26 protein-coding genes are annotated in these 24,242 nt (G+C 68.7%); 11 read left to right on the top strand and 15 right to left on the bottom strand.

The genetic code is table 11. From position 1 onward, the window contains the following. Positions 1–3: 3 nt before the first annotated feature. Entirely contained in the window at positions 4–1,698 is a 1,695-nt protein-coding gene (locus tag AC1Q9M_RS20845; RefSeq protein ID WP_444687579.1) for a long-chain fatty acid--CoA ligase, read from the bottom strand. 182 nt (positions 1,699–1,880) lie between these two features. On the opposite strand from AC1Q9M_RS20845, the gene AC1Q9M_RS20840 reads away from it, so the two are divergent. Continuing rightward, positions 1,881–2,708: an IclR family transcriptional regulator gene (locus tag AC1Q9M_RS20840; protein WP_382322134.1), complete on the top strand. Its 828-nt coding sequence runs from the start codon at positions 1,881–1,883 to the stop codon at positions 2,706–2,708. A gap of 55 nt (positions 2,709–2,763) precedes the next feature. Here AC1Q9M_RS20840 and fba read toward each other — a convergent pair whose 3' ends face one another. After that, positions 2,764–3,828 carry a class II fructose-bisphosphate aldolase gene (gene fba / locus AC1Q9M_RS20835; RefSeq protein WP_382153638.1) on the bottom strand — a complete coding sequence of 355 codons (1,065 nt, stop codon included), beginning with the start codon at positions 3,826–3,828 and terminating at the stop codon, positions 2,764–2,766. A 142-nt stretch (positions 3,829–3,970) separates the two neighbouring features. Here fba and AC1Q9M_RS20830 point away from each other — a divergent pair, with 142 nt between their 5' ends. Beyond that, positions 3,971–4,543: a phosphatase PAP2 family protein gene (locus AC1Q9M_RS20830; RefSeq protein ID WP_382322133.1), complete on the top strand. Its 573-nt coding sequence runs from the start codon at positions 3,971–3,973 to the stop codon at positions 4,541–4,543. Here the strand turns inward: AC1Q9M_RS20830 and AC1Q9M_RS20825 are convergent. Further along, complete coding sequence (locus AC1Q9M_RS20825) at positions 4,512–5,402, bottom strand: alpha/beta hydrolase (RefSeq protein ID WP_382322132.1); 891 nt, start codon at positions 5,400–5,402, stop codon at positions 4,512–4,514. The genes AC1Q9M_RS20830 and AC1Q9M_RS20825 overlap by 32 nt on opposite strands. Before the next feature lie 143 nt (positions 5,403–5,545). Between AC1Q9M_RS20825 and AC1Q9M_RS20820 the strand changes: the two genes are divergently transcribed. Continuing rightward, positions 5,546–6,313: a DUF481 domain-containing protein gene (locus tag AC1Q9M_RS20820; RefSeq protein WP_382153647.1), complete on the top strand. Its 768-nt coding sequence runs from the start codon at positions 5,546–5,548 to the stop codon at positions 6,311–6,313. Here AC1Q9M_RS20820 and pyk read toward each other — a convergent pair. Further along, a complete protein-coding gene (gene pyk / locus AC1Q9M_RS20815; protein WP_291111957.1) occupies positions 6,310–7,743 on the bottom strand; it encodes a pyruvate kinase in 1,434 nt (477 codons plus the stop codon). The two genes, AC1Q9M_RS20820 and pyk, sit on opposite strands and share 4 nt — an antisense overlap. 235 nt (positions 7,744–7,978) lie before the next feature. Between pyk and AC1Q9M_RS20810 the strand changes: the two genes are divergently transcribed. Beyond that, the gene (locus AC1Q9M_RS20810; RefSeq protein WP_382328135.1) at positions 7,979–8,137 is read left to right on the top strand and encodes a hypothetical protein; all 159 of its coding nucleotides are present in this window, start codon (positions 7,979–7,981) and stop codon (positions 8,135–8,137) included. 12 nt (positions 8,138–8,149) lie between these two features. On the opposite strand, the gene AC1Q9M_RS20805 is transcribed toward AC1Q9M_RS20810, so the two are convergent. The 7 genes from AC1Q9M_RS20805 to AC1Q9M_RS20775 all read right to left on the bottom strand — a co-directional run bounded on the left by AC1Q9M_RS20805 (position 8,150) and on the right by AC1Q9M_RS20775 (position 13,387). Continuing rightward, the gene (locus AC1Q9M_RS20805; protein WP_492435550.1) at positions 8,150–8,845 is read right to left on the bottom strand and encodes a DUF1345 domain-containing protein; all 696 of its coding nucleotides are present in this window, start codon (positions 8,843–8,845) and stop codon (positions 8,150–8,152) included. 24 nt (positions 8,846–8,869) lie between these two features. Continuing rightward, positions 8,870–10,228: a sensor histidine kinase gene (locus tag AC1Q9M_RS20800; RefSeq protein WP_444687576.1), complete on the bottom strand. Its 1,359-nt coding sequence runs from the start codon at positions 10,226–10,228 to the stop codon at positions 8,870–8,872. Further along, complete coding sequence (locus AC1Q9M_RS20795) at positions 10,225–11,631, bottom strand: CHASE3 domain-containing protein (protein ID WP_382322127.1); 1,407 nt, start codon at positions 11,629–11,631, stop codon at positions 10,225–10,227. Before AC1Q9M_RS20795 ends, AC1Q9M_RS20800 begins: the two co-directional genes overlap by 4 nt. An 18-nt stretch (positions 11,632–11,649) precedes the next feature. Continuing rightward, positions 11,650–12,051: a response regulator transcription factor gene (locus tag AC1Q9M_RS20790; RefSeq protein WP_382322126.1), complete on the bottom strand. Its 402-nt coding sequence runs from the start codon at positions 12,049–12,051 to the stop codon at positions 11,650–11,652. Between the two features lie 169 nt (positions 12,052–12,220). Beyond that, the gene (locus AC1Q9M_RS20785) at positions 12,221–12,532 is read right to left on the bottom strand and encodes a BON domain-containing protein (RefSeq protein ID WP_382153665.1); all 312 of its coding nucleotides are present in this window, start codon (positions 12,530–12,532) and stop codon (positions 12,221–12,223) included. Between the two features lie 114 nt (positions 12,533–12,646). Beyond that, positions 12,647–13,087 (bottom strand): BON domain-containing protein, encoded by a 441-nt coding sequence (locus AC1Q9M_RS20780; protein ID WP_444687574.1) that lies wholly within the window; start codon positions 13,085–13,087, stop codon positions 12,647–12,649. A 60-nt stretch (positions 13,088–13,147) separates the two neighbouring features. After that, the gene (locus AC1Q9M_RS20775) at positions 13,148–13,387 is read right to left on the bottom strand and encodes a CsbD family protein (RefSeq protein WP_382153670.1); all 240 of its coding nucleotides are present in this window, start codon (positions 13,385–13,387) and stop codon (positions 13,148–13,150) included. A gap of 212 nt (positions 13,388–13,599) precedes the next feature. Between AC1Q9M_RS20775 and AC1Q9M_RS20770 the strand changes: the two genes are divergently transcribed. Together AC1Q9M_RS20770 and AC1Q9M_RS20765 are read left to right on the top strand one after the other, a co-directional pair. Further along, a complete protein-coding gene (locus AC1Q9M_RS20770) occupies positions 13,600–14,232 on the top strand; it encodes a response regulator (RefSeq protein ID WP_291111933.1) in 633 nt (210 codons plus the stop codon). A 157-nt stretch (positions 14,233–14,389) separates the two neighbouring features. Next, positions 14,390–14,554 (top strand): DUF1328 domain-containing protein, encoded by a 165-nt coding sequence (locus AC1Q9M_RS20765; protein WP_382153673.1) that lies wholly within the window; start codon positions 14,390–14,392, stop codon positions 14,552–14,554. A 73-nt stretch (positions 14,555–14,627) separates the two neighbouring features. Here AC1Q9M_RS20765 and AC1Q9M_RS20760 read toward each other — a convergent pair whose 3' ends face one another. The 3 genes from AC1Q9M_RS20760 to AC1Q9M_RS20750 form a co-directional block, all read right to left on the bottom strand. Then, positions 14,628–15,974, bottom strand: coding sequence for a PQQ-dependent sugar dehydrogenase (locus AC1Q9M_RS20760; protein ID WP_492435546.1), 1,347 nt, complete (start codon positions 15,972–15,974; stop codon positions 14,628–14,630). Between the two features lie 78 nt (positions 15,975–16,052). Further along, a complete protein-coding gene (locus AC1Q9M_RS20755) occupies positions 16,053–17,231 on the bottom strand; it encodes an MFS transporter (protein WP_492435544.1) in 1,179 nt (392 codons plus the stop codon). A gap of 7 nt (positions 17,232–17,238) precedes the next feature. Then, a complete protein-coding gene (locus tag AC1Q9M_RS20750) occupies positions 17,239–17,970 on the bottom strand; it encodes a helix-turn-helix domain-containing protein (RefSeq protein ID WP_382322122.1) in 732 nt (243 codons plus the stop codon). A 141-nt stretch (positions 17,971–18,111) separates the two neighbouring features. Between AC1Q9M_RS20750 and AC1Q9M_RS20745 the strand changes: the two genes are divergently transcribed. From AC1Q9M_RS20745 to AC1Q9M_RS20725, 5 genes are all read left to right on the top strand, one after another. Further along, on the top strand, positions 18,112–20,067 hold the full coding sequence (locus AC1Q9M_RS20745) for an MFS transporter (protein WP_492435541.1): 1,956 nt from the start codon (positions 18,112–18,114) through the stop codon (positions 20,065–20,067). A 126-nt stretch (positions 20,068–20,193) separates the two neighbouring features. Next, positions 20,194–20,685 carry a YiaA/YiaB family inner membrane protein gene (locus AC1Q9M_RS20740; RefSeq protein WP_382322121.1) on the top strand — a complete coding sequence of 164 codons (492 nt, stop codon included), beginning with the start codon at positions 20,194–20,196 and terminating at the stop codon, positions 20,683–20,685. 41 nt (positions 20,686–20,726) lie between these two features. Continuing rightward, positions 20,727–21,182: a hypothetical protein gene (locus AC1Q9M_RS20735; protein ID WP_382328141.1), complete on the top strand. Its 456-nt coding sequence runs from the start codon at positions 20,727–20,729 to the stop codon at positions 21,180–21,182. After that, positions 21,179–21,979, top strand: a complete 801-nt coding sequence (locus AC1Q9M_RS20730) for a DUF2145 domain-containing protein (RefSeq protein ID WP_382322120.1) — start codon at positions 21,179–21,181, stop codon at positions 21,977–21,979. Before AC1Q9M_RS20735 ends, AC1Q9M_RS20730 begins: the two co-directional genes overlap by 4 nt. 28 nt (positions 21,980–22,007) lie before the next feature. Next, positions 22,008–23,054, top strand: a complete 1,047-nt coding sequence (locus tag AC1Q9M_RS20725) for a serine endopeptidase (protein WP_492435538.1) — start codon at positions 22,008–22,010, stop codon at positions 23,052–23,054. Here AC1Q9M_RS20725 and tgt read toward each other — a convergent pair. Continuing rightward, positions 23,051–24,223: a tRNA guanosine(34) transglycosylase Tgt gene (gene tgt, locus AC1Q9M_RS20720; protein WP_382322119.1), complete on the bottom strand. Its 1,173-nt coding sequence runs from the start codon at positions 24,221–24,223 to the stop codon at positions 23,051–23,053. The genes AC1Q9M_RS20725 and tgt overlap by 4 nt on opposite strands. Positions 24,224–24,242: the final 19 nt, after the last annotated feature.

The raw sequence follows: 24,242 nt of genomic DNA, 5'->3' as shown, positions 1-24,242 counted from the left end.
TGCTCAGGAGGGATGGGGTGTCTGTGCGTCGCGCGCGGCCTGCTGCGCCTGCAGTTCGCGCCACATCACCTTGCCGCTGCCCGAGCGGGGCAGCGTTTCCACGAATTCCACGATGCGCGGGCTCTTGTAGGCGGCCATGTGGCCGTGCGCCCACTCGATCACGTCCTGTTCGCTGACCTGGCCCCGCTGTCCAGGCCGCAGCACCACCAGGGCCTTGACGGTCTCGCCGCGGCGCGCGTCGCGCACGCCGATCACGCAGGCTTCCTGGATCGCCGGGTGGTGGTACATGAGCGCCTCCACCTCGGCCGGCCAGACCTTGAAGCCGCTCGCGTTGATCATGCGTTTGAGCCGGTCGGTCATGAAAAAGTAGCCTTCTTCGTCGACGTGGCCGAGGTCGCCGGTGCGCAGGAAGCGCTGGCCGTCGATCTCGATGAAGGCCTCGCTGGTGGCCTGCGGGTTGCGCCAGTAGCCCTGCATGAGCTGCGGCCCGTGCACCACGATCTCGCCGGTCTCGCCGGCGGGGCGTTCGGTCAGGGTGTCGGGGTCGAGCACGCGCGCGTCCACGTCGAACACCGGCAGGCCCAGGCACTGGGGCTTGGGCCGGTGCGTGGGGTTGATGTGGGTGGCGGCCATGGTCTCGGACATGCCGTAGCCCTCGATGTAGTCCTGCCCGGTGAGCGCCTTGAGGCGCGCGGCCACCGCGTCGGGCATGGCCGCGCCGCCGCCGCGCACGCAGGCCAGGCTGGCCAGGTCGAACTGGTCGAGCTGCGGGTGCGCGAGGAAGTCGATCACCATGGTGGAGATCGCCTGCCACATCGTGACGCGGTAGCGCTGCATGCAGATCGCGGCGACCTCGCGGTCCCAGCGCGAGAGCACCACCAGGGTCGCGCCCGCGTACAGCGGGCCGTTCAGGCTGCCGGAGAGGCCGGTGACGTGGAAGAAGGGCAGCACCGAGAGACAGACCGCGTCCTGCGAGGTGCCGAACCAGCGCACGCCGCCGACCAGCGTGCTCATCACGCTGCGGTGGGTGTGCATGCAGCCCTTGGGCAGGCCGGTGGTGCCCGAGGTGTAGGGCATGGCGCAGAGGTCGTCGGGCCCGGTGGTCAGCGGCCCGGGCGCGCGGGCGGCGGCCACCATGTCGGCCCAGGCCACGAGACCGGGGCCTTCGATGGGTGAGCGCGGCGCGGCCACGAAGTCGGGCACGCGCAGTTCGGTGGGCACGCGCAGGTGGTCGCTGTAGGTGGCGACCACGAGGTGGCGCAGGCCTTCGCCCTCGGTCTCGGTGGTGAGCAGCGGTCGCAGCTGCGGCAACAGGTCCTGCGCCACGAAGGCCGCCTGCGCGCCGCTGTCGCTGAGGCAATGGCGCAGCTCTTCCTCGCGGTTCATCGGGTTCACCGGCACCACCACCGCGTTGGCGCGCAGGATGCCGTAGAAGGCCAGGGCCCATTGCGGGCTGTTCTGCATGCACAGCAGCACGCGGTCGCCCGGCTTCACGCCGCACACCTGTTGCAGGTGCCCCGCGATGTGCTCGGCCTCGCGCAGGAAGCGCGCGTAGCTCAGCGGCGTGTCGTAGAAGACGATGAAGGGCTTGTCGGGAAACCGCGTGGCCGAGACCTCGAGGTTGTAGAAGAGGTTGGTCTGCGGCAGCGTGAGTTGCCGGGGCAGGCCGGGCGGCCAGTGGGCCGTTTGCGAGGGCATGGTGTTTGATTCCGCTTGGCGGAAAACAAGAAGATGAAGATCAATATACGGTCCACGCCTTGGCCGTGTAAATGCCATTCAGGGAAACCGAGCATCCGGCATCCGACGAAAGAGCCTCAGAATTCCGATGCGCGGAATACGGGAGGTGCCGTATTCCGATCTGCAGAAAAAGGAGACATCCCATGGGGCGCCAGCGCCACACGCCAGCGACCCCGCTGGCCGACATCGATCCCGCCGAGGACCGCCGTTTCGTCACCGCCCTGGCGCGCGGGCTCACGGTGCTGCGCAGCTTCGGCCCGTCGGACCGCTGGCTCGCGCACCAGGAACTCGCGCGCCGCACCGGGTTGCCGCAGGCCACCGTCTCGCGCCTCACGTTCACGCTGACCAGCCTGGGCTACCTGCGGCACCGCGCGGCCACTGGCGAGTACGCGCTGAGCCCGGCGGTGCTCTCGCTGGGCTTCAGCGTGTTGTCCAACTTCCAGGTCGGGCGCATCGCGCGGCCGTTCATGGAGACGTTGGCCGAGCACACCCAGGCCGCGATCTCCTTGGGTGTGCGGCATGGCACCTCGGTGGTCTATGTAGCGCACTGCCGCAGCACGGCGCGCCTCATCCTCGGGCTGGACGTGGGCACGCGCCTGCCGTTCGCCGAGACCGCGATGGGGCGTGCGATCTGGTGCGCCACACCACCGGGCATGCGGGCGCTGATCGCCGGCCGGCTGCAGGCGGAAAACGCGGCGCTGTGGCCGGTGCGCGAAGCCGGGCTGCGGCGCGCCGAGGCCGACCACGCCGAGCGCGGCTGCGTGACGTCGGAATCCGAATGGGAGAGCGAGATCGCCGCGATCGGCGTGGGCATCGACCTGGGCGACGGCCGCGAGCCGCTGGCGCTCACCGTGGGCGGGCCGGCCTCGCGCCTGCAGGGGGCCTTGCTGCACGAGAACTTCGGGCCTGCGCTGGTGCGCTCGGGCCGCGAGATCGTGGCGGCCATCCAGGCCGCTGCATGGGAGGATTGAGCGCCATGAAAAACGCCACCGGCGGTGGTGGCGTTTTCGAGGGAGCGGTGGACGCTCAGTTCACGAGCTGGGCGAGTTCGCCCTTGGCGTACTTCGCCGCGACGACCTGCAGGCTCTCGCCCTTGATCTTGCTGCCCTGGCCTTCGCAGCCGAACTCCAGGTAACGGGCCTTGCAGACCTGCTTGGCGGCTTCGCGCGCGGGCTTGAGCCACTCGCGGGCGTCGAACTTGTCGGGGTTCTCGGCCAGGAACTTGCGCACCGCGCCGGTCATCGCCAGGCGGATGTCGGTGTCGATGTTGATCTTGCGCACGCCGTGCTTGATGGCTTCCTGGATCTCCTCGACCGGCACGCCGTAGGTCTCCTTCATCTTGCCGCCGTACTGGTTGATGATGGCCAGCAGCTCGGCCGGCACGGACGAGGAACCGTGCATCACCAGGTGGGTGTTGGGAATGCGCTTGTGGATTTCCTTCACGCGGCTGATCGCCAGGATGTCGCCGGTGGGCTTGCGGCTGAACTTGTAGGCGCCGTGGCTGGTGCCGATGGCGATGGCCAGGGCGTCGAGCTGGGTGGCCTTGACGAAGACGGCGGCTTCCTCGGGGTCGGTCAGCATCTGGCTGTGGTCCAGCTTGCCTTCGGCGCCGATGCCGTCTTCCTCGCCGGCTTCGCCGGTTTCCAGGTTGCCCAGGCAGCCGAGCTCACCTTCCACGGTGACGCCGACCTTGTGCGCCATGTCCACCACCTTGCGGGTCACGTCCACGTTGTAGTCGAACGAGGCCGGGGTCTTGCCGTCTTCCATCAGCGAACCGTCCATCATCACCGAGCCGAAGCCCAGGTTGATCGCGCCTTCGCAGATCTTGGGCGAGGTGCCGTGGTCCTGGTGCATCACCAGGGGGATGTGCGGGTAGGCCTCCATCGCGGCCTGGATCAGGTGCTTGATGAAGGGCTCGCCGGCGTATTTGCGGGCGCCGGCGCTGGCTTGCAGGATCACCGGCGCGCCGACTTCGTCGGCGGCGGCCATCACGGCCTGCACCTGTTCGAGGTTGTTGACGTTGAAAGCCGGAATGCCGTAGCCGTTGGCGGCGGCGTGGTCGAGCAGTTCGCGCATGGAAACGAGCGCCATGAGATTCCCCTTAATCAGTTGGTAACCGTGGTGTAACCCGGCATTTTAACTTTCGACCTGTTGGCCGGAGGTGACGGACTTGTGTCATTTCACACGCCCTTAATGTGCGCCGGCCAGACTGGGTCGAACTTTCCACCCTGCCATGACCCAACTCGACACCCTGCTTTTCCTCTGGATCAACGCCACGGCCGACACGCCGGCCTGGCTGCTCGCGCTGGCGCGCTGGGTGTCCACCGACCTGCCCGCCCTGGCGGTGCTGGGCCTGGTGCCCCTGCTGCTGTTCGGTCCAACCGGGCGCCGGCAGTTCCTCGGCATGTGCCTGGCCATGGTGCTGGCCTGGCTGGCGGTGCGCGGCATCCGCGAAACGGTGCACGTGGCCCGGCCCTTCGAACTGGGCCTGGGCGGGCAGTGGCTCGAACATGCGGCGACGGCGAGTTTTCCCAGCTTTCATGCGGCGGTGGCGGGCGCCTGGGCCCTGGCGCTCACGCTGTTCGCACCGTCGCGCCCACGCCGCTGGCTGGCCGTGGCGGGCGGGGTGGCGCTGGCCATCGCCTGGAGCCGGGTGTTCCTGGGCCTGCACTTCGTGTCGGACATCGCCGTGGGCCTGCTGCTGGGGGCGGCATGCGCGGTGACGGCCCGGCAGGGCTTCGCGTGGCTGGCGCGGTGCCGCGCCGCCTGGCCGGTCAGGCCGGTGGCCGGTTCAGGAAACCGCTGACGCGATCCAGCACCGGCGCCAGTCCGCGCAGCGGGCGTGCCATCGCACCGATCAACGTCGTGTGGTTGACGCGGTCCAACAGCTCGACGTCCACCGGCGTGCCTCGCCTTTCCAGCGCCCGAGCCATGGCGAGCGTGTTGCGCTGCGGGTTCACCAGGGTGTCTTTCCGGGCGGCCAGCAGGAGCACGCGCCGGGGCGTGGCATGGCCCGCGTTGGCGTGGAACAGGGGCTGCGAGTCGGCCGGCGTGTGGGGCCATTCGAAGGCCACCTGCACCTGGGGATTGCCGATGGGCAGGAAATCGTAGGGCCCGGCCAGGCCCACCCAGCCGGCCAACTGGCGCGGGGCCAGGTCCACGCGCGCCAGCCAGCGAGGGTCGAGCGCCAGCATGGCCGCGTTGTAGGCGCCCGCGCTGTGGCCCACCACGAAGACGTGTTCGCGCGAGGCGCCGAACGACGCCGCGTGGTCGGCGGCCCAGCGCACCGCGTCGGCGCCGTCCTCCAGGAACACCGGGTAGCGCACATCGGGGCTCAGACGGTAGTCGGCCACCACGGTGACGATGCCGCGCGAGGCCAGGGCCTCGCCGACGAACCGGTAGTCCGCCCGGTCGCCGCTGCTCCAACTGCCGCCATAGAAGAACACGGCGAGGGGCGCGGCGGTGATGGCAGGGGCGGGGATGTACACGTCGGCCCGTTGGCGCGCGTGGCTGCCGTAGGCCTGGTCGCGCAGCACCGTGTGCGTGTCGCTGCTGACGGTGGCATTGATGAGGCGCAGCGGCGAGCAAGCCTGCAGCCACGGCAGCAGCGCGAGCGTTGCCAGCAGGCGACGGCGTGGCGTGGGGATCGGTGAATGGGTGGTCATTCGGGTTTTACGCGGCCGGGCGGTGGGTGGATTCAAGGCGAATCGAAACCTTTCGTCACAAAACACGGGGAACTGCGGCCCCGCCAAGGCGAACCCTCTTAAGGATCACTTTGCCATTCCGGAACAACAAGAAAGGACTCGCCATGCCCTGCCGCCCCCTGATCGCGACACTGACCGCCGTCTCGGCCCTGCTCGCGCCAGCGCTCTCGCAGGCCCAGGTCACGCTCAAACCCGATGGCCAATGGCGCTACCTGCTGACCGCCGGCGCCAACATCTCCTCGGGCAACAACAACGCCGGCACGCTCAACCTCGCGGCCGAGGGCGCGCGCGAGACCGACGACGACAAGTGGACCTGGGCCGCCAAGGCCGACCGCGCGCGCAGTTCGGGCGTGGACACCACCGAGCGCTACGGCCTGCGCACCCAGTACAACCGCGACTTCTCGGTGGACTGGTTCGGCTTCGGTTCGGGCGAGCTGCTGCGCGACCGGCTGGCCAACATCTCCAGCCGGACCTCGGTGGCCAGTGGTGTGGGCCGGCACGTGTGGCAGGAGGAGCGGGGCTTCTTCGACGTGTCGGTCGGTCTGGGCTACACCTACGACCGCTACATCCGGTCCACCGACATCGCTGGCGCCATGCGCGACCGGTACGGCCGCCTGGAGCTGGTGCTGGCGGAGGAGTCCAGCCACAAGCTCACCGAGACCACCAGCCTGCGCCAGAAGTTCTCGCTGTACCCGGACTTGCGGGATTCGGGCAAATACCGCGCCGTGCTGGACACGGGCCTCACGGTCGCGATGACACAGACGCTCAACCTGTCGGCGGGGCTGAGCTACCGCTACGACAGCGACCCCGGGACCAACCTCAAGAAGGCCGACACGATGTTCGTGACCGGCGTTTCACTTCGGTTTGATTAAGCCGCGCGGCAGATCTTGAGCGTGTTGGTGCCGCCGGGCTGGCCCATGGGTTCGCCCACGGTGATGGCGTAGACATCGCCGGTCTGCACGATGCCGCGCTTCTTCAGGTGCGCCTCGGCGTCCAGCAGCGCGGAGTCGCGGTCGGTGCTGTTGTCCATGAGCAGCGGTCGCACGTTGCGGTAGAGCGTCATGCGGCGTTGGGTCGAGAGGTTGGGCGTCATGGCGTAGATCGGCATGCGCACGTTGTGCCGGCTCATCCACAGCGCGGTGGAGCCCGAGTCGGTCAGCGCCACGATGGCCTTGGCACCCAGGTGGTGGGCGGTGAACAGCGCGCCCATGGCGATGGACTGGTCGATGCGCTTGAAGGTCTTGCCCTGGAAGTCGGCAGACAGTTCGCGGTACTCGGCCTTTTCGGCTTCCGAGCAGATGTTGGCCATCTCCATCACGGTTTCCAGCGGGAAGCGGCCGGCGGCGGTCTCGGCGCTGAGCATCACCGCATCGGTGCCGTCGAGCACCGCGTTGGCCACGTCGCTCACCTCGGCGCGCGTGGGCACCGGGTTGACGATCATGCTCTCCATCATCTGCGTGGCGGTGATGACCACCTTGTCCATTTCGCGCGCAAGGCGGATCATGTGCTTCTGCAGGCCGGGCACCGCCGCGTTGCCCACTTCCACCGCGAGGTCGCCGCGCGCGACCATGATGCCGTCGGACACCTTGAGGATCGCGGCCAGTTCGGGGATCGCCTCGGCGCGTTCGATCTTGGCGATCAGCGCCGGTTTGTGGGCCAGGGCGGCGCCAGCCACATTGCAGAGCTGGCGGGCCAGTTCCATGTCGGTCGCGTTCTTGGGGAAACTCACCGCCACGTAGTCGGCCTTCAGGCCCATGGCGGTCTTGATGTCGTCCATGTCCTTGGCGGTCAGCGCGGGGGCGGTCAGGCCGCCGCCCTGCTTGTTGATGCCCTTGTTGTTGGACAGCTCGCCGCCGAGCTTGACGGTGGTGTGCACCGCCGGGCCGACCACCTTGTTGATGGTGAGCACGATCAGGCCGTCGTTGAGCAGCAGGGTGTCGCCGGCCTTCACGTCGCGCGGCAGCTCCTTGTAGTCCAGGCCCACGCCCTCGATGTCGCCGGGTTCGGTGCGCGAGGCATCGAGCACGAAGGGCATGCCCGGCTCCAGCATGACCTTGCCCTGGGCGAACTTGCCGACGCGGATCTTGGGCCCCTGCAGGTCGGCCATGATGCCGACCTCGCGGCCCGCGCGCTGGGCCGCCGCGCGCACCAGTTCGGCGCGGTCGATGTGGTCCTGGGCGGTGCCGTGCGAGAAGTTGAGCCGGACCACGTTGACACCGGCGCGGATCATCCGCTCCAGCAGGTCGGGGTCGCTGGAGGCAGGACCCAGGGTGGCAACGATCTTGGTGGCGCGCATGGACATGATGGAAGCTGTCTCCAGAAGGGGCCGCGAGGCCGGTTTGTAATTTGGTTTCAATTATCCGTGAAACCAGTTACACGCTGGTTACAGGCCGCCGCCTGTCGCTTTTGTAGGACACGTCCGACACCCCAAGCCGCCGTTGTCCGGTGGGGCGGCGGGCCAGCCGTCCCTACAGTGGAACCACGCGCGAAGGATGCCCTCTGGAACGCCGAAGCCATTCACGGAGGACCTCATGCACATGCCCGCACCTGCCATCGTGGGTTACCTCGCGACCCTGGTGATCGCCGTGTCGGCGGCAGCGGTCCATCCCTGGTTCGACGTCGAGGCCCATTTCGTGCGGGCCGTGGCGGGCATGAACACCGCCGTCTCGGCCCTGGCCACCACGCTCACGCCTTGAGCCGGGCGGCTCTCAGCGCCCGGCGCTGGCGAACACGTTGACCGCCGTGGCCAGCACGATCAGATTGAACGCGAACGACAGCAGGGCGTGCACCAGCGTGAGGTGCCGCATGCCGCGGCTGCGGATGCTCACGTCGGACACCTGAGAAGTCATGCCGATCACCGCGCTGTAGTACAGCAGGTCGAGGTAGTCCGGGTCCTTGCCGTCGGGAAAGCCGAGCCCCCGGTCCGGCGTGTCTGCACTGCCCTGGCTGCGGTAATACACCCGCGCGTAGTGCAGCGTGAACACGCCCTGGATCAGCAGCCACGCGCCGGCCAGCGACAAGGCCATGAGCCCGAGGCTGGACGCGCGTTGCCAGCCTTGCAGCGCCTGCGTGGCCTGTACGTTCATCGCCACCGCCACGAGGCTCGCGCAAGCCGCGGCGGTGACCAGCACGAACAGCATCGCGGCACCCGGGTCTTCGCGTTGCGCGCGCTGCTGGGTGGCGGTTGCGTCCAGCCGCGCGGCGAGGTGCCAGACCAGACCCACGTAGGTGGCGCAGTACACGATCCAGGCCATGAGCCAGGGGGCGGGGCCGGGGAGGTTGGCCCAGGTGGCGCTGGCGGCGCCCACGAGCACCGCCGGCAGCAAGGCCACCGCCTGCCGCTCCCAGGCCGTGAGGTGGGTCAGCCGGTGCGGCAGCGGGTGGGTGGGCCGTGAGCGGGACATGGGCCGGCGGGCAGGGCGGCGCGTTCAGGCCGAATCTGCGGCGGGGGTGTCCACGGTCTTCGCCGGCAGCTCGGCCTCGACCAGGGTGCCCTGGCGTGGCTCGCTGTGGACGTGCAGCTGGCCGCTGTGCGACTCCACCCGCACCCGCATGCCCAGCAGGCCGTGGTGGCCCGCCGGCACGCTGTCGATGTCGAATCCCTGGCCGTCGTCGCGCACCGAGACGCGCACCGTGCTGTCCTCCTGGGCCAGTCCCACCCACACGCGGTGGGCCCGCGCGTACTTCTGAACGTTGGTCAGGGACTCCTGCACCAGCCGGTACACGGTGAGTTCCGCGTCCTTGCCGAGTTCGACCGGCGAGAGGTGCATCTCCACCTCGATGCCCATGCGGCCGGCCGCGTCCTGGCAGAGCATTTCCAGCGCGGGGATCAGGCCCAGCTGGTCCAGCGAGGACGGCCGCAGGTGTTCGATGATGCGCCGCTTCACGGCAATGCCCTCGGTCAGGCGCTGTTCGATGCTGGCCAGGCGCTCCAGCGCCGGGGGCGGCAGGGCGGGCACGCGGCGCAGGCGCGCGATGTCGAGCTTCATCGCGGTGAGCAGGCCGCCCATCTCGTCGTGCAGCTCGCGCGCCACCCGCCCGCGCTCGTCTTCCCGGGCGTTGACGTGGTGGCCGGCCAGGTTGCGCAGTGCGGTGGTGCGCAAGGCCACCTGCGTGGCCAGCCGCTGGTGTTCCTCGGACTGGCGCCGGTCGTTGTCGCGCAACTGGCGCATGAACAGGATCAGCGCCACCCAGGCCACCAGCACCAGCAGGTGGATCGCCAGCCGGTTGATCATCATCGCGTCGTAGAGCGATACCCGCGCCGTCTTCTGGATCGCGGCGGCGCGTTCGAGCACGAATTCGAACTCCTGGCGCAGTTCGGCATAACGCAGGCGGCCCTGGTCGCTCACGGCGAGTGTCTGGGCATCCATGCGCCGGCCCTGCTCAGTCATGCTCACCCACTGGTTCAAGGTGGCCGTGCGCTCCTCGATCCGCTTGCGCACGTTCACCACCGACACGGTGCGCTTGGGGTCCAGCTCTTCCAGCCGCTTGAACGCATCCTGCTGAACCCCCTCCATCTCGTTGATGGCCTCGCGGTAGTTGCTCAGGTCGGCCTGCTGGGCGCTGAGCATGAAGGCGCGCACCGCGACCTCGGCGTCGGTGAGGGCCTGCAGGGTGCGGGCGGCCTGCTGGCGCGCATCGCTCAGCGTGATGCCCTGCATCAGCGTCGAACGCGAATGCTGGTAGCTGGCTTCGTTGACCACCAGCATGATCAGCGCCAGCGCCAGGATGATGGGCATCCCGAAGCGGTTGCGCGCCACACGTTCGATGGAGGACTTGATCATCATCCCGAGGTTGTAGCACGTGGGGCACCGGGCGGGGCCGGATCGCGCTGGCGCAAGGGCAGGCGCGCCATGACGCGGGTGCCCGAGCCCGGCACGGAGTGCACGCTGAACTGCCCGCCGAGCGACTCGATGCGGTGGCGCAGGTTCCTCAGTCCACTGGCCGAGGTGGTGCCCTGGCGGTCGGCAAAGCCCAGTCCGTTGTCCTGCACCTCCACCACCGCGTGGATGCCTTCCTGGGCCAGGCGCAGCGAAACGATCGTGGCGCTGGCGTGCCGCTCCACATTGGACAGCGCGCCCTGCACCACCGCGAACAGCGCCTGTTCGGACGGCACGTCCAGCGTCACGGGCATGAAGGCGAGGTCGATGGTCATGCCCGTCTGCTGCTCGAACTCGGTGGCGCGGTGCTCGATCGCGGCCTGCAGGCCCAGGTTGTGCAGGGCCGATGGCATCAGCTCTTCCATCATGCGCCGCTTCATCCCGATGCCTTCGTCCAGCGAGGAGCTCAGGTGCCGCAGCCGCTCGGTCACCTCCGGGTCGGTGGTGTGCAGCGAGTGGCGCAACCGCGTGAGGTCGAGCTTGGCGGTGGTGAGCAGGGCGCCCAGGTCGTCGTGCAGCGCGCGCGCCAGGCCGCTGCGCTCGCCGTCGCGCATCTCCTGCAGGCCGAGGTTGAGCTGCGCGAGTTCTTCCGTGCGCAGCCGCACCTGGCTCTCCAGCGAATCGCGCTCCATCTGCAGATGGCGGGCATGTTCGATCTGGCTGGTCTGCAGGGCGGCGTTCTTGCGCAGGAAGAACACGTAGGCCAGCAGACTCAACAGCGTCAGAACGTACACGCCGATGTGGCCCACCGCCAGCGTGCGGTAGATGGCCGCGCGCTCGATGCCCAGGCGGCGCTCTTCCGTGACCATCAGCACGTCGGCCACCCGGCGCACCCCTTCCATCTTCTCGCGGCCGATGTCGGTGAGCATCAGCCCGTGCCAGGCGGCGTGGGAGCCGGCGTTGTACAGGGCGATGGTCTCGGTGACCTCCGAGGTTTTTTCGCGCGCGCGCTCCTGCAGGCTGTCCACCAGGCGCAGCAGATCGGGGTCGCTGCGGTAGTGCTCGCGCAAGCGACTGATGGCATGCGCGATGTCGGTTTCGGCGGCCTGGTAGGGGTCGAGGTACTGGGGTCGGCCGGTGAGCAGGTAGCCGCGCTGGGCGGTTTCCATGTCCAGCAGGCGGCGCATCACGGTCTGGATGGCGTTGCGCGCGGTGTCGCGCGCGCCCAGGCTGGCCAGGGAGTCCAGGGCACGCTGGTAGGTCCACTCCGCCCCGGCCAACACCCCCAGCGCCAGCAACACCGCCAGCGCGATGGCCAGCGGGGTTCGCCAGGGTGCGCGGCGCCCAGGGATGGGAGGGGGGGAGGGCATTGGAGGGGCGGGCCGGACCTACTGAAGACCGCCGGGCGCGGTGGCCGAGCCGTCGGAAATGCGTTCGCAATAGGCGATCAAGTCGTCCAGTTCGCACGACTTGTCGAACACCCGGTCCGCCCCCAGCAGCGCGCAGCGCTTGCGGATATCGGGTGTGGCGTAGTTGGTGAGCACCACCCGGCGCGCCGGCACATTCGACTCCTGGGCGGCTTTCAGCACACCCAGGCCCGAGCCGGTGACCAGGAAGATGTCGATGATCATGAGGTCGAACCGATCACCCTGTTGCAGCCAGTGCACGGCCGTCTCTTCGTCGCTGGCGTGCCCGACCACTTCCACATTGGCCAGCTCTTCCAGCGTGGACACCAGGTTCTCATAGATGACCTTGTTGTCCTCGACGATGTAGGTTCTGAGCGGCGACATGGGGCAGGCGGGCGTGAGCGTTCCAAGGATATCCGGTGCGGGCGAATGGCATCCAGGATGCCTTCACGCACAAACGCGGCCATCTTGCCGCGCCTGTGCGTTCCCGCGCCTTCACGGCCGCTGATTTTCGTGTAGGCGGAATCCTACACGCGGCGGCCGTCGCTCGCGGTCAGCGGACCGCGATGTCGTTCTTGACGGATTTCACCCCGTTGACTTCACGCGCCAGGCGCTCGGCCGCGCTCTTTTCACCGGCGGACTTGGCAAAACCCGAGAGCTGCACCGTGCCGTTGAGGGTTTCCACATGGATGGAGGTGGCGGCCACGACCGGATCCTTGGCGTAGGCGGCCTTCACCCGGGTGGTGATGGTGGCGTCGTCGACGTAGGCGCCGACGGTCTGTTGATCGCGGGCCACGGCACAGCCGGTGATCTGAACGACGGCGGTGGCGGCGGCAATGGCCAGCAGGGTGTGTGACAGTTTCATGGGATTCTCCTCGGGGTTGGGTTCTTGGAGCGACCGGCGAGCCCCTGTGGACGGGGCCCGCCGGTGGCGGTGGTGGTCATTTGAAATTCAGAGAGAGATGGGTCTGGGGGCTGGTCAGCCCTTGGCCTCGACGGTCAGGCGGTTTTCCACCTTCACCACGCCTTCGACGGCAGCGGCCAGGACGGTCGCGCGATCTCGGGCGGCGGGGTCGGGTGCGGTGCCCTTGAGTTCCACGTGGCCATTGGTGGTGTCCACGTTGATCTTGAGCGCACTCAGTTGCGAGTCGCCGGCCAGGGCGGCATTCACCTTGGCGGTGATGGCCACGTCGGCGGCGCCCATGGCGATCTTGTCGGCGGCTTCGTTGCCGGCGGCCTTCACGTCCTGAGCGGCGTTGTTGGCATCGGCGCGCAGTTCAGCGCCCGCTGCCTGGGTTTGCTCCACCGTGCTGTCCATGCGCTGGCCCACGGTTTCGTCTTCCTTCTGGCCACAGGCCACGATCAGGCTGGTGGCCATGGCGGCGGCCGCGAGGGCCGCGAGTCGGGTGTTGCGTTTCATGATGTTGTCCTTTCAGATCGCCGGTCAGGCCGACGAAGGTGAATGAAGCAAATTCGCAGGTCAGTGCGGCTTGCGGTCGTTGGGGTTTTCGAACCAGTCGTCGCTGACGCGGCGTTCCCAGTCCGCCACCTGGCGTTCGGCTTCGTCCTTGGCCACGCCGTAGCGCTCCTGGATCTTGCCGGTGAGCTGTTCACGGCGGCCGGCCACGACGTCGAAATCGTCGTCGGTGAGCTTGCCCCACTGCTCGACCATCTTTCCCTTGACTTGTTTCCAGTTGCCTTCGATGCGATCCCAGTTCATGGCGACTCCTTGTGGTTGGGTTGCAGGTACCGGTCAGAAGACCGTGGAGTCACTGTAGGAAATCCGCCGGCTGCCGGATGTCGGGCGGCGGGCCGAGCGTGTGTAGGACATGGCCGATGCGCGGGGCGGGGTTGTAGGAGCCGTCTGACTGCCCCCGGGGAGCCGGCCTGTTAAATTGCTTGCGGCCCCCACAAAAGAGCATCAAGGACACCATGATCAAAGTCGGAATCGTTGACGACCACGCCATCGTGCGGTCGGGCCTGCGCCAGTTCCTGAGCGAACACGTGGACCTGAAAGTGACGGGCGAGGCCAACAACGGTCGTGAGGCCCTCGAACTCGTGCGCGGGGGCGAGGTGGACGTGCTGCTGATGGACATCTCCATGCCAGACCACAGTGGCGTGGACGCGCTGCAGGCCATCAAGGCGCGTTTTCCGGATCTGCCGGTGCTCATTCTCAGCGGCTTTCCCGAAGCGCAGTACGCGACCACGTTGCTGCGCTACGGCGCCAGCGGCTACCTGAACAAGGACTGCGCGCCCGACGACATCGTCACCGCCATCCGCACCGTGGCGCGCGGCCGGCGCTACATCAGCCCGGCCGTGGCCGAGCTGCTGGCCGACAACGCCGCGGGCGATGCCGAGCGCCCGCCGCACGAGCTGCTGTCCGAGCGCGAGCTGCAGGTGTTCCTGCGCCTGGCCAAGGGCGAGACCATCGGCAACATGGCCGAGTCCATGTTCCTGAGCATCAAGACCGTGAGCACCTACCGCACGCGGGTGCTCGAAAAGCTCAAGCTCACGAGCAACAGCGACCTCACCTACTACGCGCTGAAGAACGGCCTGATCCAGTAGGCGGCGTGCGCGCGAAGTGTCGGTGCCGTCCTACGAGACAACGGCGCTCGGGCTTGCAGCTTTCGAGCACCGGTGTCCCTACAGTGAAGGCATCACAACGGTGGTCGTTGTGAACCCACCAAAAGGCCGGACCACCGGCCTCACACAGGAGCCCACCATGCTGCACTACGCCGTGGTTTTCTTTGTCATCGCCCTGATTGCCGCTGTGCTGGGCTTCGGCGGCATCGCCGCCAGCGCGGCCGGCATCGCCAAGCTGCTTTTCGTGGTCTTCCTGGTCATGGCCCTGGTCTCGATCGTGGTCGGCCTGATCCGCAAGCGCTGACGAGCCATTCCGCTCGCTTCACCGCGATGAGGGCCCGACCGGTGTCTGCCGGTCGGGCCTTCGTTTTTTGGCGTCAGCGTTCGCTGCTCACGCGCCAGACCACATTGCCCGCGTCGTCGGCCACGAGCAAGCCGCCGCGCCGGTCGATCGCCACGCCCACCGGCCGGCCCTGGGCCTTGCCATCCGCATTCAGGAAGCCGGTCAGCACATCGACCGGCATGCCGGCGGGGCGGCCCGCCTGGAAGGGCACGAAGATCACCTTGTAGCCGCTGTGCGGCTGGCGGTTCCACGAGCCGTGCTGGCCGATGAACATGCCCTCGCCCACGAACGGCGCGGGCAAGGCGCTGCCACGGGACGAAGCCAGGCCGAGCGACGCGGTGTGCGGGCCCAGCGCGTAGTCGGGTGCGATTGCCGTGGCCACCAGCGCGGGTTGCGGCGGCTGCACGCGCGCGTCCACATGCTGGCCATGGTAGCTGTAGGGCCAGCCGTAGAAGCCGCCGTCGCGCACCGAGGTGAGGTAGTCGGGCACCAGGTCGCTGCCGAGCTCGTCGCGCTCGTTCACCACCGTCCACAGCGTGCGGCCCGAGGCATCCCAGGCCATGCCCACGGGGTTGCGCAGGCCGGTGGCGAAGAGGCGGTGCGCGCCCGTGGCCACATCCACCTGCCAGATCGCGGCGCGGCCTTCTTCGGCGGCCATGCCGCGCTCGCCCACGTTGCTGTTGGAGCCCACGCTCACGTAGAGCCGCTGCCCGTCGGGGCTGGCGATCAGGCCCTTGGTCCAGTGGTGGTTGATGCCGGCCGGCAGGGCCACCAGCGGGGTGCCGGGCGCGCCGATGGTGGTGTCGCCCGTGCGGTACGGAAAGCCGAGCACCGCGTCGGCGTTCGCCACGAACAGGCGCTCGCCCACCAGGGCCATGCCGAAGGGTGAGTGCAGGCCGCTGAGCAGCACCGAGCGGAACTCGGCCACGCCGTCGCCGTCGGCATCGCGCAGCAAGGTGACGCGGTTCGCGCTGGGCACGGCCGCGCCCGCGCGCTTCATGAACAGGCCGGTGACCCAGGCCTTGAAACCGCCCCCGCTGCCTTCCGGCTTGGGGGGCGCGGCAGACTCGGCCACCAGCACGTCGCCGTTGGGCAGCACCAGCAGCCAGCGCGGGTGCGCCAGGTCGCGCGCGAAGGCCGTCACGCGCGTGCCCGGCGCGGGGGTGGGCGCCGCACCACTGGGCCAGCCGACGACGGGCGCCACGTTCACCGTGGGGATCAGGGTCTTGTTCGGTGCCGGCAGGACCGGGTTCGGGCCCGTGCCCTCGGCCACGCTGTGGCGGGCCGATTCGGCGCAGGCGCCGAGCGCCAGCAGCGCGGTCAGGCCCACGGCGGTGCGGGCGCGCCAGTTCGGCGGAGGAAGCAGGTGGGGCCGGGGCATGGGGTTCTTCGTGGCGGGTGGGTTTCCACGGTAGGACCTGTGCCCGGCCCGGTCTGTTCGCCAGCGCACGCGCCGTGCTCAGCGCGCGCGGGCGTCCTCCCGCCAGAGCGGGCGCAAGGCCCACAGCCCCAGCGCGGGCCCGACCGCCAGCCAGGGCAGCAGCGCGCCCAGCGGCACGTGTTCGGCCAGGGACACGAACAGCAGGATGCTCGCGATGGAGATCGCGAAGCCGATGCTGTTGGTGAGCGTGAGCACGCTGCCCACGGCCTGCGGTGGTGCATTGCGAGCGGTCAGCGTGGAGAACTGCGGCGAGTCGCCCGAAACGGTGATGCCCCAGAGCAGCAGCCAGCCGATGAACAGCGGGGTCGGCGCGCCCAGGGCCCAGGGCGCGGCGAGGCAGCAGGCGCCGCTGAGCGCGAGTTGCGTGCCCGCCACCCGCGCGCTGCCCCAGCGCGGCGCGAGCCAGCCCCCGCCCGCGCAGCCGATGGCGCCCGCGCCCAGCACGAGGAACGCGGTCCAGGAAAGCCCCGTGCCCTCGAAGCGCGTGGCCAGCACCAGCGGCACCATCACCCACATGGTGTAGAGCTCCCACATGTGGCCGAAGTAACCGAGCACCGAGCTGCGCACGCGCGCATCCGTCCACAGCGTGGCCAGGGCGCGCCATTGCAGCGTGGTCACGCGCTGGGCTGCGCCGGGCGGGTCGCTGGTGCCGAAGAACAGCAGCAGGCCGCCCGCGGCGGCCAGCGCCGCCACGCCCAGCATGAGCGTGGGCCAGGGCAGGGCGCCGCTGAGCGCGCGCAGCGCGTGCGCGCTGGCCGAGCCCAGCACCAGCGCCCCGATGAGCAGGCCCAGCGCACCGCCCAGGCCGCGCGTGTACCACTGCGCCGCGATCTTCATGCCCACCGGGTAGATCCCGGCCAGGAAAAAACCGGTGGCGAAGCGCCAGACCAGCAAGGCGGTGTGGTCGCGAACCATCCACCAGGCCCCCACGGTGCAGGCCGCACCGGCCAGCGAGCACACCAGGAACACGAGGCGCGGCGCGAACCGATCGGCGATGGCCAGCAGCGCGAACACCAGCGTGCCGGCGATGAAGCCGAACTGCAGCGCCGAGGTGAGCGTGCCCACCGCGCTGGTGGGCCAGCCCAGCTCGCGCTGCAGGTCGGGCATGACGGCGTTGACCGCGAACCAGAGCGAGGTGCCCAGGAACTGGGCCAGCACCAGCACGGGCAGGATGTGGCGGGGCACGGAGGTGTTCATGCCGGCCTCAGCGCCGCAGCTGTGTGAAAGCCTCGAACTCCCAGCTGCGCATGGCCAGCACCAGCGTGTAGCCCTCGCGGTCCTTCTCGCTGAGCTTCTGGTCGGTCTGGTGCTGCTGCGCGAAGTCCTGCGCGACGCGCTGCAGGCGCTCCAGGAAGGCCGGCGCCAGCGTGCGGCTGACCGATCCGTGCACCAGCATCACGCCTTCGCCGCTGCCGTCGAAGCCGCCGGCGAAATAGTCCAGCAGCGCGTGCTCGCGGAAGTAGTTCATCACCGGGCCATGAGGGCGCCAGCGGAAGGTCTTGGCCAGCTTGAGGCGGTAGCGGTTGAGCGGGCGCAGCTCGATGATGCCGATGCGGTCGAGCTGCACCAGGTACTTCACGCACTCGGCCTCGCTCAGCCGGTACTGCGCGGTCATCTGCTCCAGCGTCCACTGGCTGAGCACGCAGATGGCGACGAGCAGCAGCTTCTTGTCGGCCACCACCGCGCGTTCCTGGTCCTGCGACATCTCGCGCAGCAGGGGCTGGGTGTCGGCCACGCGCCGCGACAGCTCCGCGAAATCCAGCTTCAGGGCGCGGCAGATCTCGTCCACGCGCGAGAGCGACATGTCGCCGCCGGCCAGCATGCGCTTGACGCTGGACTCCGCCATGCCGATGGCCTGCGCCAGGTCGGCGTAGGTCATCTGCGCGGCCTTCAGTTCCTTCTTGAGCGCGAGAACGAGGTCGGCGGTGGTGCTCATGGGGTGTCCGGTATCGAGATGCGGTACTTGGGGTTTGGTCTGGATCGACTGTATCGGAAGACGATGCCCGATGGGGTGGGGAGCATGACACTGCGCCGTGCGGCAGAATCCGCCGCACAAGCCCAACAGGAGGAGATGCACATGAGCCCATCCACCGCCACGTCCGCCGTGGCCCATCCGTCTCACGCCCCGGCCCACGAAGGCGGCCAGTTCGCGCTGCTGGGCCAGCGCCGCTTTGCGCCGTTTTTCTGGACGCAGTTCCTCGGCGCGGCGAACGACAACCTGTTCAAGTTCGCCTTCACCGTGCTGGTGACCTACCAGCTGCAGGTGGCCTGGCTGCCCCCCACCCTGGCCGGGCTGGTGATCGGCGCCCTGTTCATCCTGCCTTTCCTGCTGTTCTCGGCCACCAGCGGCCAGCTCGCCGACAAGTACGACAAGAAGACGCTGATCGTCTTCGTGAAGCGGCTGGAGGTGCTCATCATGGCCCTGGCCGCGTGGGCCTTCTTCAGCACGAACATCGTGCTGCTGCTGGCCTGCACCTTCCTCATGGGTCTGCATTCCACGCTGTTCGGCCCGGTGAAGTTCGCCTACCTGCCGCACCACCTGGGCGAGCGCGAGCTCACCGGCGGCAACGGCATGGTGGAGATGGGCACCTTCGTGGCCATCCTGCTGGGCAACCTGGCCGGCGGCCTGATCATCGCCGTGCCCGAGATCGGCGCGCACCATGTGGGCTTCAGCTGCGTGGCGCTGGCCGTGCTCGGCCGGGTGACGGCGCATTACGTGCCCGCCACGCCCGCCACCGACCCGGGCCTGAAGATCAACTGGAACCCCTTCACCGAGACCTGGCGCAACCTGAAACTCGCGCACGGCAACACGGTGGTGTTCCGCTCGGTGCTGGGCATCAGCTGGATGTGGTTCTTCGGCGCGGTCTTCCTGAGCCAGTTCCCCAGCTTCGCCAAGGAGGTGCTGCACGGCAACGAGCAGGTGGCCTCGCTGCTGCTCATCGTGTTCTCGGTCGGCATCGGCACCGGCTCGCTGCTGTGCGAGGTGCTCTCGCGCCGGCACGTGGAAATCGGCCTCGTGCCGCTGGGCGCCATCGGCATGAGCGTGTTCGCCATCGACCTGTACTTCGCCTCGCGCGGCCTGCCGCCGGTGGCCAGCCAGGGCGTGGCCGAGTTCATGGCGGTGTCGGGCCACTGGCGCGTGCTGGCCGACCTGACCCTGCTCAGCCTGTTCGCCGGCTTGTACAGCGTGCCCATGTACGCGCTGATCCAGATGCGCAGCCAGCCCACGCACCGCGCGCGCATCATCGCGGCCAACAACATCCTCAACGCGCTCTTCATGATCGCCAGCGCGCTCATCGCGGGCGCCCTGCTCGGCGCGGGTTTCACGATCCCGCAGATGTTCCTGCTGGTGGGCCTGGCCAATGCGGTGGTGGCGTTCTACATCTTCATGCTGGTGCCCGAGTACCTGCTGCGTTTCGTGGCCTGGGTGGCCTCGCGCTGCGTGTACCGCTTCAAGGTCACGGGCGACGCGCACATCCCCACCGACGGCGCGGCCGTGATCGTCTGCAACCACGTGAGCTTTGTCGACGCGGTGCTGCTCATGGCCGCGAGCCCGCGCCCGATCCGCTTCCTGATGGACCACCGCATCTTCCGCGTGCCGGTGCTGGGCGCGCTGTTCCGGCTGGCCAAGGCGATTCCGATCGCGCCGCAGAAGGAAGACGCGGCGGCCTACGAGGCCGCGTTCGACGCCGCCGCCGCCGTGCTGCGCGAGGGCGAGCTGCTGGCCATCTTCCCCGAAGGCGGCATCACGGCCGACGGTCAGCTGCAGCCGTTCAAGGGTGGCGTGATGAAGATCCTCGAACGCGCCGAGGCCGATGGCCTGCAGGTGCCGGTGATCCCGATGGCGCTGACCAACCTCTGGGGTTCCTTCTTCAGTAGGGTCGAGGTGCGCCACGGCGAGAAGACCGCCATGGTCCGTCCGTTCCGGCGCGGCCTGTTCAACCGCGTCGGGCTGAACGTGGGCGAACCGATGCCGTCTTCGGCCGTGACGCCCGAGGCCTTGCAGGCGCGCGTCGCCCAGCTGCTGCACTGATGGCTGATCGGGTATCGCAAATCGATACCCGATCAGCCATTTTTCGATACAGGTCGAGTTTCCCGGGTCTTTCGAGGCGCGCCAGCGGCACCATCGCGGCTCCTCAACAACCCCAAGGGTTTTCACATGGCCTCGAACCGTTCTTCCCTCATCGTGATGCGCGACACCCGTGCCTGGCAACTGCAGGTGTGGGTCTCGTTCGGTGTCGCCGTCTTCCTGTGCGCCACCGGCCTGGCCTGGCTGCCGGGGCAGTCGCTGGACCGCGCGTTCATGGTGATGGGCTACGTGTTCTGTCTCTCGACCGTGTTCGTGTTGTCCAAGGCGGTGCGCGATGGCCAGAAGGCCGCGCTCAGTGGCGAGGCCGAAACGCCGATGTGGCGCATCGTGGTCTGGGGCGGTTTTGCCGTCGCCATGGGCCTGACCGGCTGGGGCCTGATGCGCATGGAGATCAACGACACCTACCGCGCCTACCTGGGCGTGAGCTGGCTCTACCTCGTCACCTCGGCGTTCACGCTGGCCAAGACCCTGCGCGACCGCCACGAGGCCGACCTGAGCGAGGCCCAGATTCGCGGCCGTCAGCAGGCGATGCAGGAACGCGCCGCCGGCACCGCCGAATGAACCGACCCACCCCTTCTTTTCTTTTTCAGCCGGAGTCTTCCATGAACACGTTCAAACTGAAATCGATGTCGCTGCTCGCCAGCGTCTGCCTGGCCTTGTCCCTGGCCAGCGCCCCGGCCCGGGCGCAGAGCGAGGCCTCGGCCGCGTTGTCCCTGTTGCCCGTGGCGTCCGTCGTCGTCACCGCCTCGGCGGGCGCGGCGGCCGTCAGCGTGCTGCCGGTGGCCTTCTCCACCGCCGGTGCGGTGCTGGTGGTGAAAACGGTGGAGAGCACCGCGCGCGGCACGGTCTATGTGCTGGAACGCGCTTCCGACGGCGCCCGCGCCAGCGTGGAGGTCGCCGGGCGCGCGGCCTCGGGTGTGGTGGTCGGCGTGGGCACCGTCGTGGCGGTCAGCGTGATCGGCACCGGCGTGCTGCTCTCGGCGGCGGGCGAGGTGCTGGCCTTCATCCCCAACGAGCTGGGCCGCGCCCTGCTGCACAACGAACGGGTGACGCAATGAAGGCCGCGCTGCGTTTCGCTTGCGGATGCGCTGCCGCGTTGATGTTCACGGCGGTGGCCCACGCCGGCCGATCCTGCGAACAGAAGCCGCTCACCGCGCACACCATCGAGCAGGGCATGGCGCTGGCGCAGAGGACCGCGCAGGCGCTGGACGCCGAGCACGCCCGCAGCGGCGCGCGCGTGGTGGTGCTGGGCCGCGCCGGGCAGGACCTGAGCAAGTACCAGCTGCGCTACTCGCACCTGGGCTGGGCCTACAAGACGGCGCAAGGGCCCTGGCGCGTGCTGCACAAGCTCAACCAGTGCGGCACCGCCACCGGCGACCTGTACCGCCAGGGCCTGGGCGAGTTTTTCCTGGACGACCTGTGGCGCCAGGAAGCCGCGTGGGTGGTGCCGGCCCCGGCCCTGCAGGCGCCGCTGTTCGAGCTGTTGAACGACCCCCGGCGCTCGGTGGCCCTGCACGCGCGGCCCTACAACCTGGTGAGCTACGCCTGGGGCCAGCGTTACCAGCAGTCCAACCAGTGGGCGATCGAAACCCTCGCGATGGCGGCCGAAAGCGGTGTCGGCACGCGCGAACAGGCCCAGGCCTGGCTGCGTTTCAAGGGCTACCAGCCGACCACGCTCAAGCTGGGCGCGTTCACGCGGCTCGGCGCGCGCGCCGGCACGGCCAACGTGGCCTTCGACGACCACCCGAACGAGAAGCGGTTTGCCGACCGCATCGAGACCGTGACGGTGGATTCGGTGTTCGAATGGCTCTCTCGCAGCGGCATGGCGTCCGCGCCGCAGGCGCTGGCGTTGTAAAACGGTGCAACTTTCTGGAGGACTGAACATGGGCAAGGCATTGCGTTGGTCGGAGAAGTGGTTCCACCGAGGCCTCTGGCTGGTGGCCTTCGTGTTCGCGTGGTTCCTGGTGGGGCTGGGCAGCACCATCGTGGGCGACCTGCCGCAGGTCGAGCAGCAGCGCACGCTCGACGACTTTCTGGACCCGCAGCGTGCGCCGCAGGTTCGGCAGGTCATCGAGACCGCGCAACGCAGGGCGCGCGAGGCCCGGGACGCGCTCGATCAGGCGCAGCTTCAGCACCAGGCCGCGCAGGCCAACCACCGCGCGGCACGCGACACCTTCGGCAACTGGTTGAATACCCGCCAGGCCACGCAGCGGCCCGAGCAGGACCCGGAACTGATCGAGCGCACGCGGCAGCTCGACGGTTACCGCCAGGCCGAGCGCGAGGCGCTTGCGGCGGTGGAGTCACAACGTCAGGCAGCGCTTGACGCGCGGCAGGTGCAGCAGCGCGCCCAGGATGAACTGCAGCAGATGCAGGAAGACGCGCGCCAGTCCTACGAATCGGCCCAGCGCGCGCAGGAGCTGCGCGTGTTCCTCTACCGGCTGGCGCTCACGCTGCCCCTGCTGGTGGTGGCGGGCTGGCTGTTCGCGAAGCAGCGCAAGAGCACCTACTGGCCCTTCGTCTGGGGCTTCATCTTCTTCGCGCTGTTCGCGTTTTTCGTCGAGCTCGTGCCTTACCTGCCGAGCTACGGCGGTTATGTGCGCTACATCGTGGGCATCGTGCTCACGGTGATTGGGGGGCGCTACGCGATCCAGGCGCTGCAGCGTTACCTCGAGCGCCAGCAGCAGACCGAGGCGCTGCCCGATCGGCAGCGCCGCCAGGAGCTGGACTACGACCTCGCGCAGACCCGCCTGGCCAAGGGCGTGTGCCCGGGCTGCGAGCGCGCGGTGGACCTGAAGGACCCGAAGAACGACTTCTGCCCGCACTGTGGCATGGGCCTGCACAACCACTGCACGGCCTGCCAGGCGCGCAAGAGCGCGTTCGCGCGGTACTGCTACTCGTGTGGTGAACCGGCGGCGAAGGTCGAGAGCTAGACCCCGCGCGCGCGATCGGTCTTGAACTTCGCCTGGAAGGCGCTGAAGGTGCCGGCGTCCAGCGCCTCGCGCACCTCGCGCATGAGGTTCAGGTAGTAGTGCAGGTTGTGGATGGTGGTCAGCATGGGGCCGAGCATTTCGCCGCAGCGGTCCAGGTGGTGCAGGTAGGCGCGGCTGAAGCCGTCGCGCCCGCCGTCGGCCCAGCTCACGCCGCTTTTCCCGGCGCAGGCGTGGCAGGTGCAGGTGGCGTCCAGCGGCTGGTGGTCGGTCTTGTGGCGCGCGTTGCGGATCTTCAGGTCGCCAAAGCGCGTGAACAGCGTGCCGTTGCGCGCGTTGCGCGTGGGCATGACGCAGTCGAACATGTCCACGCCGTCGGCCACGCCCTGCACCAGGTCTTCGGGCGTGCCCACGCCCATGAGGTAACGCGGCTTGTGCGCGGGCAGGCGGTGCGGCGTGTGCGCCATGATCTGCAGCATCTGTTCCTTGGGCTCGCCCACGCTCACGCCGCCGATGGCGTAACCAGGGAAGTCCATCTCGACCAGTGCGTCCAGCGACTCCTGGCGCAGGTGCTCGAACATGCCGCCCTGCACGATGCCGAACAGCGCGTTGGGGTTCTCCAGCCGCGCGAATTCGTCCTGCGAGCGCTTGGCCCAGCGCAGGCTCATCTCCATGCTCTTGCGCGCCTCGGCCTCGGTGGTGAGGTGGCCGTTGGTCTCGTACGGCGTGCACTCGTCGAGCTGCATCACGATGTCGCTGTTCAGCCCGGTCTGGATCTGCATGCTGACCTCGGGCGACATGAACAGCTTGTCGCCGTTGACCGGCGAGGCGAAGGTCACGCCTTCTTCGGTGATCTTGCGCATCGCGCCGAGCGACCAGACCTGGAAGCCGCCCGAGTCGGTGAGGATGGGTTTGTGCCATTGCTCGAAGGCGTGCAGGCCGCCGAAGCTTTGCATCACCTCGCGGCCCGGGCGCATCCAGAGGTGGAAGGTGTTGCCCAGGATGATCTGCGCGCCCATGTCGTGCAGGCTTTGTGGCATCACGCCCTTGACGGTGCCGTAGGTGCCCACGGGCATGAAGATGGGGGTCTGCACCACGCCGTGGTTGAGCGTGAGGCGGCCGCGGCGCGCGTGGCTGTTTGGGTCGGTGGTGAGCAGGTCGAACTGGAGCATGGTGGGTCTCTTGGGGGAC

The organism is Hydrogenophaga sp. GW823-FHT04C09 (assembly GCF_058796355.1).
This window is presented reverse-complemented; position numbering and strand designations above follow the sequence as displayed.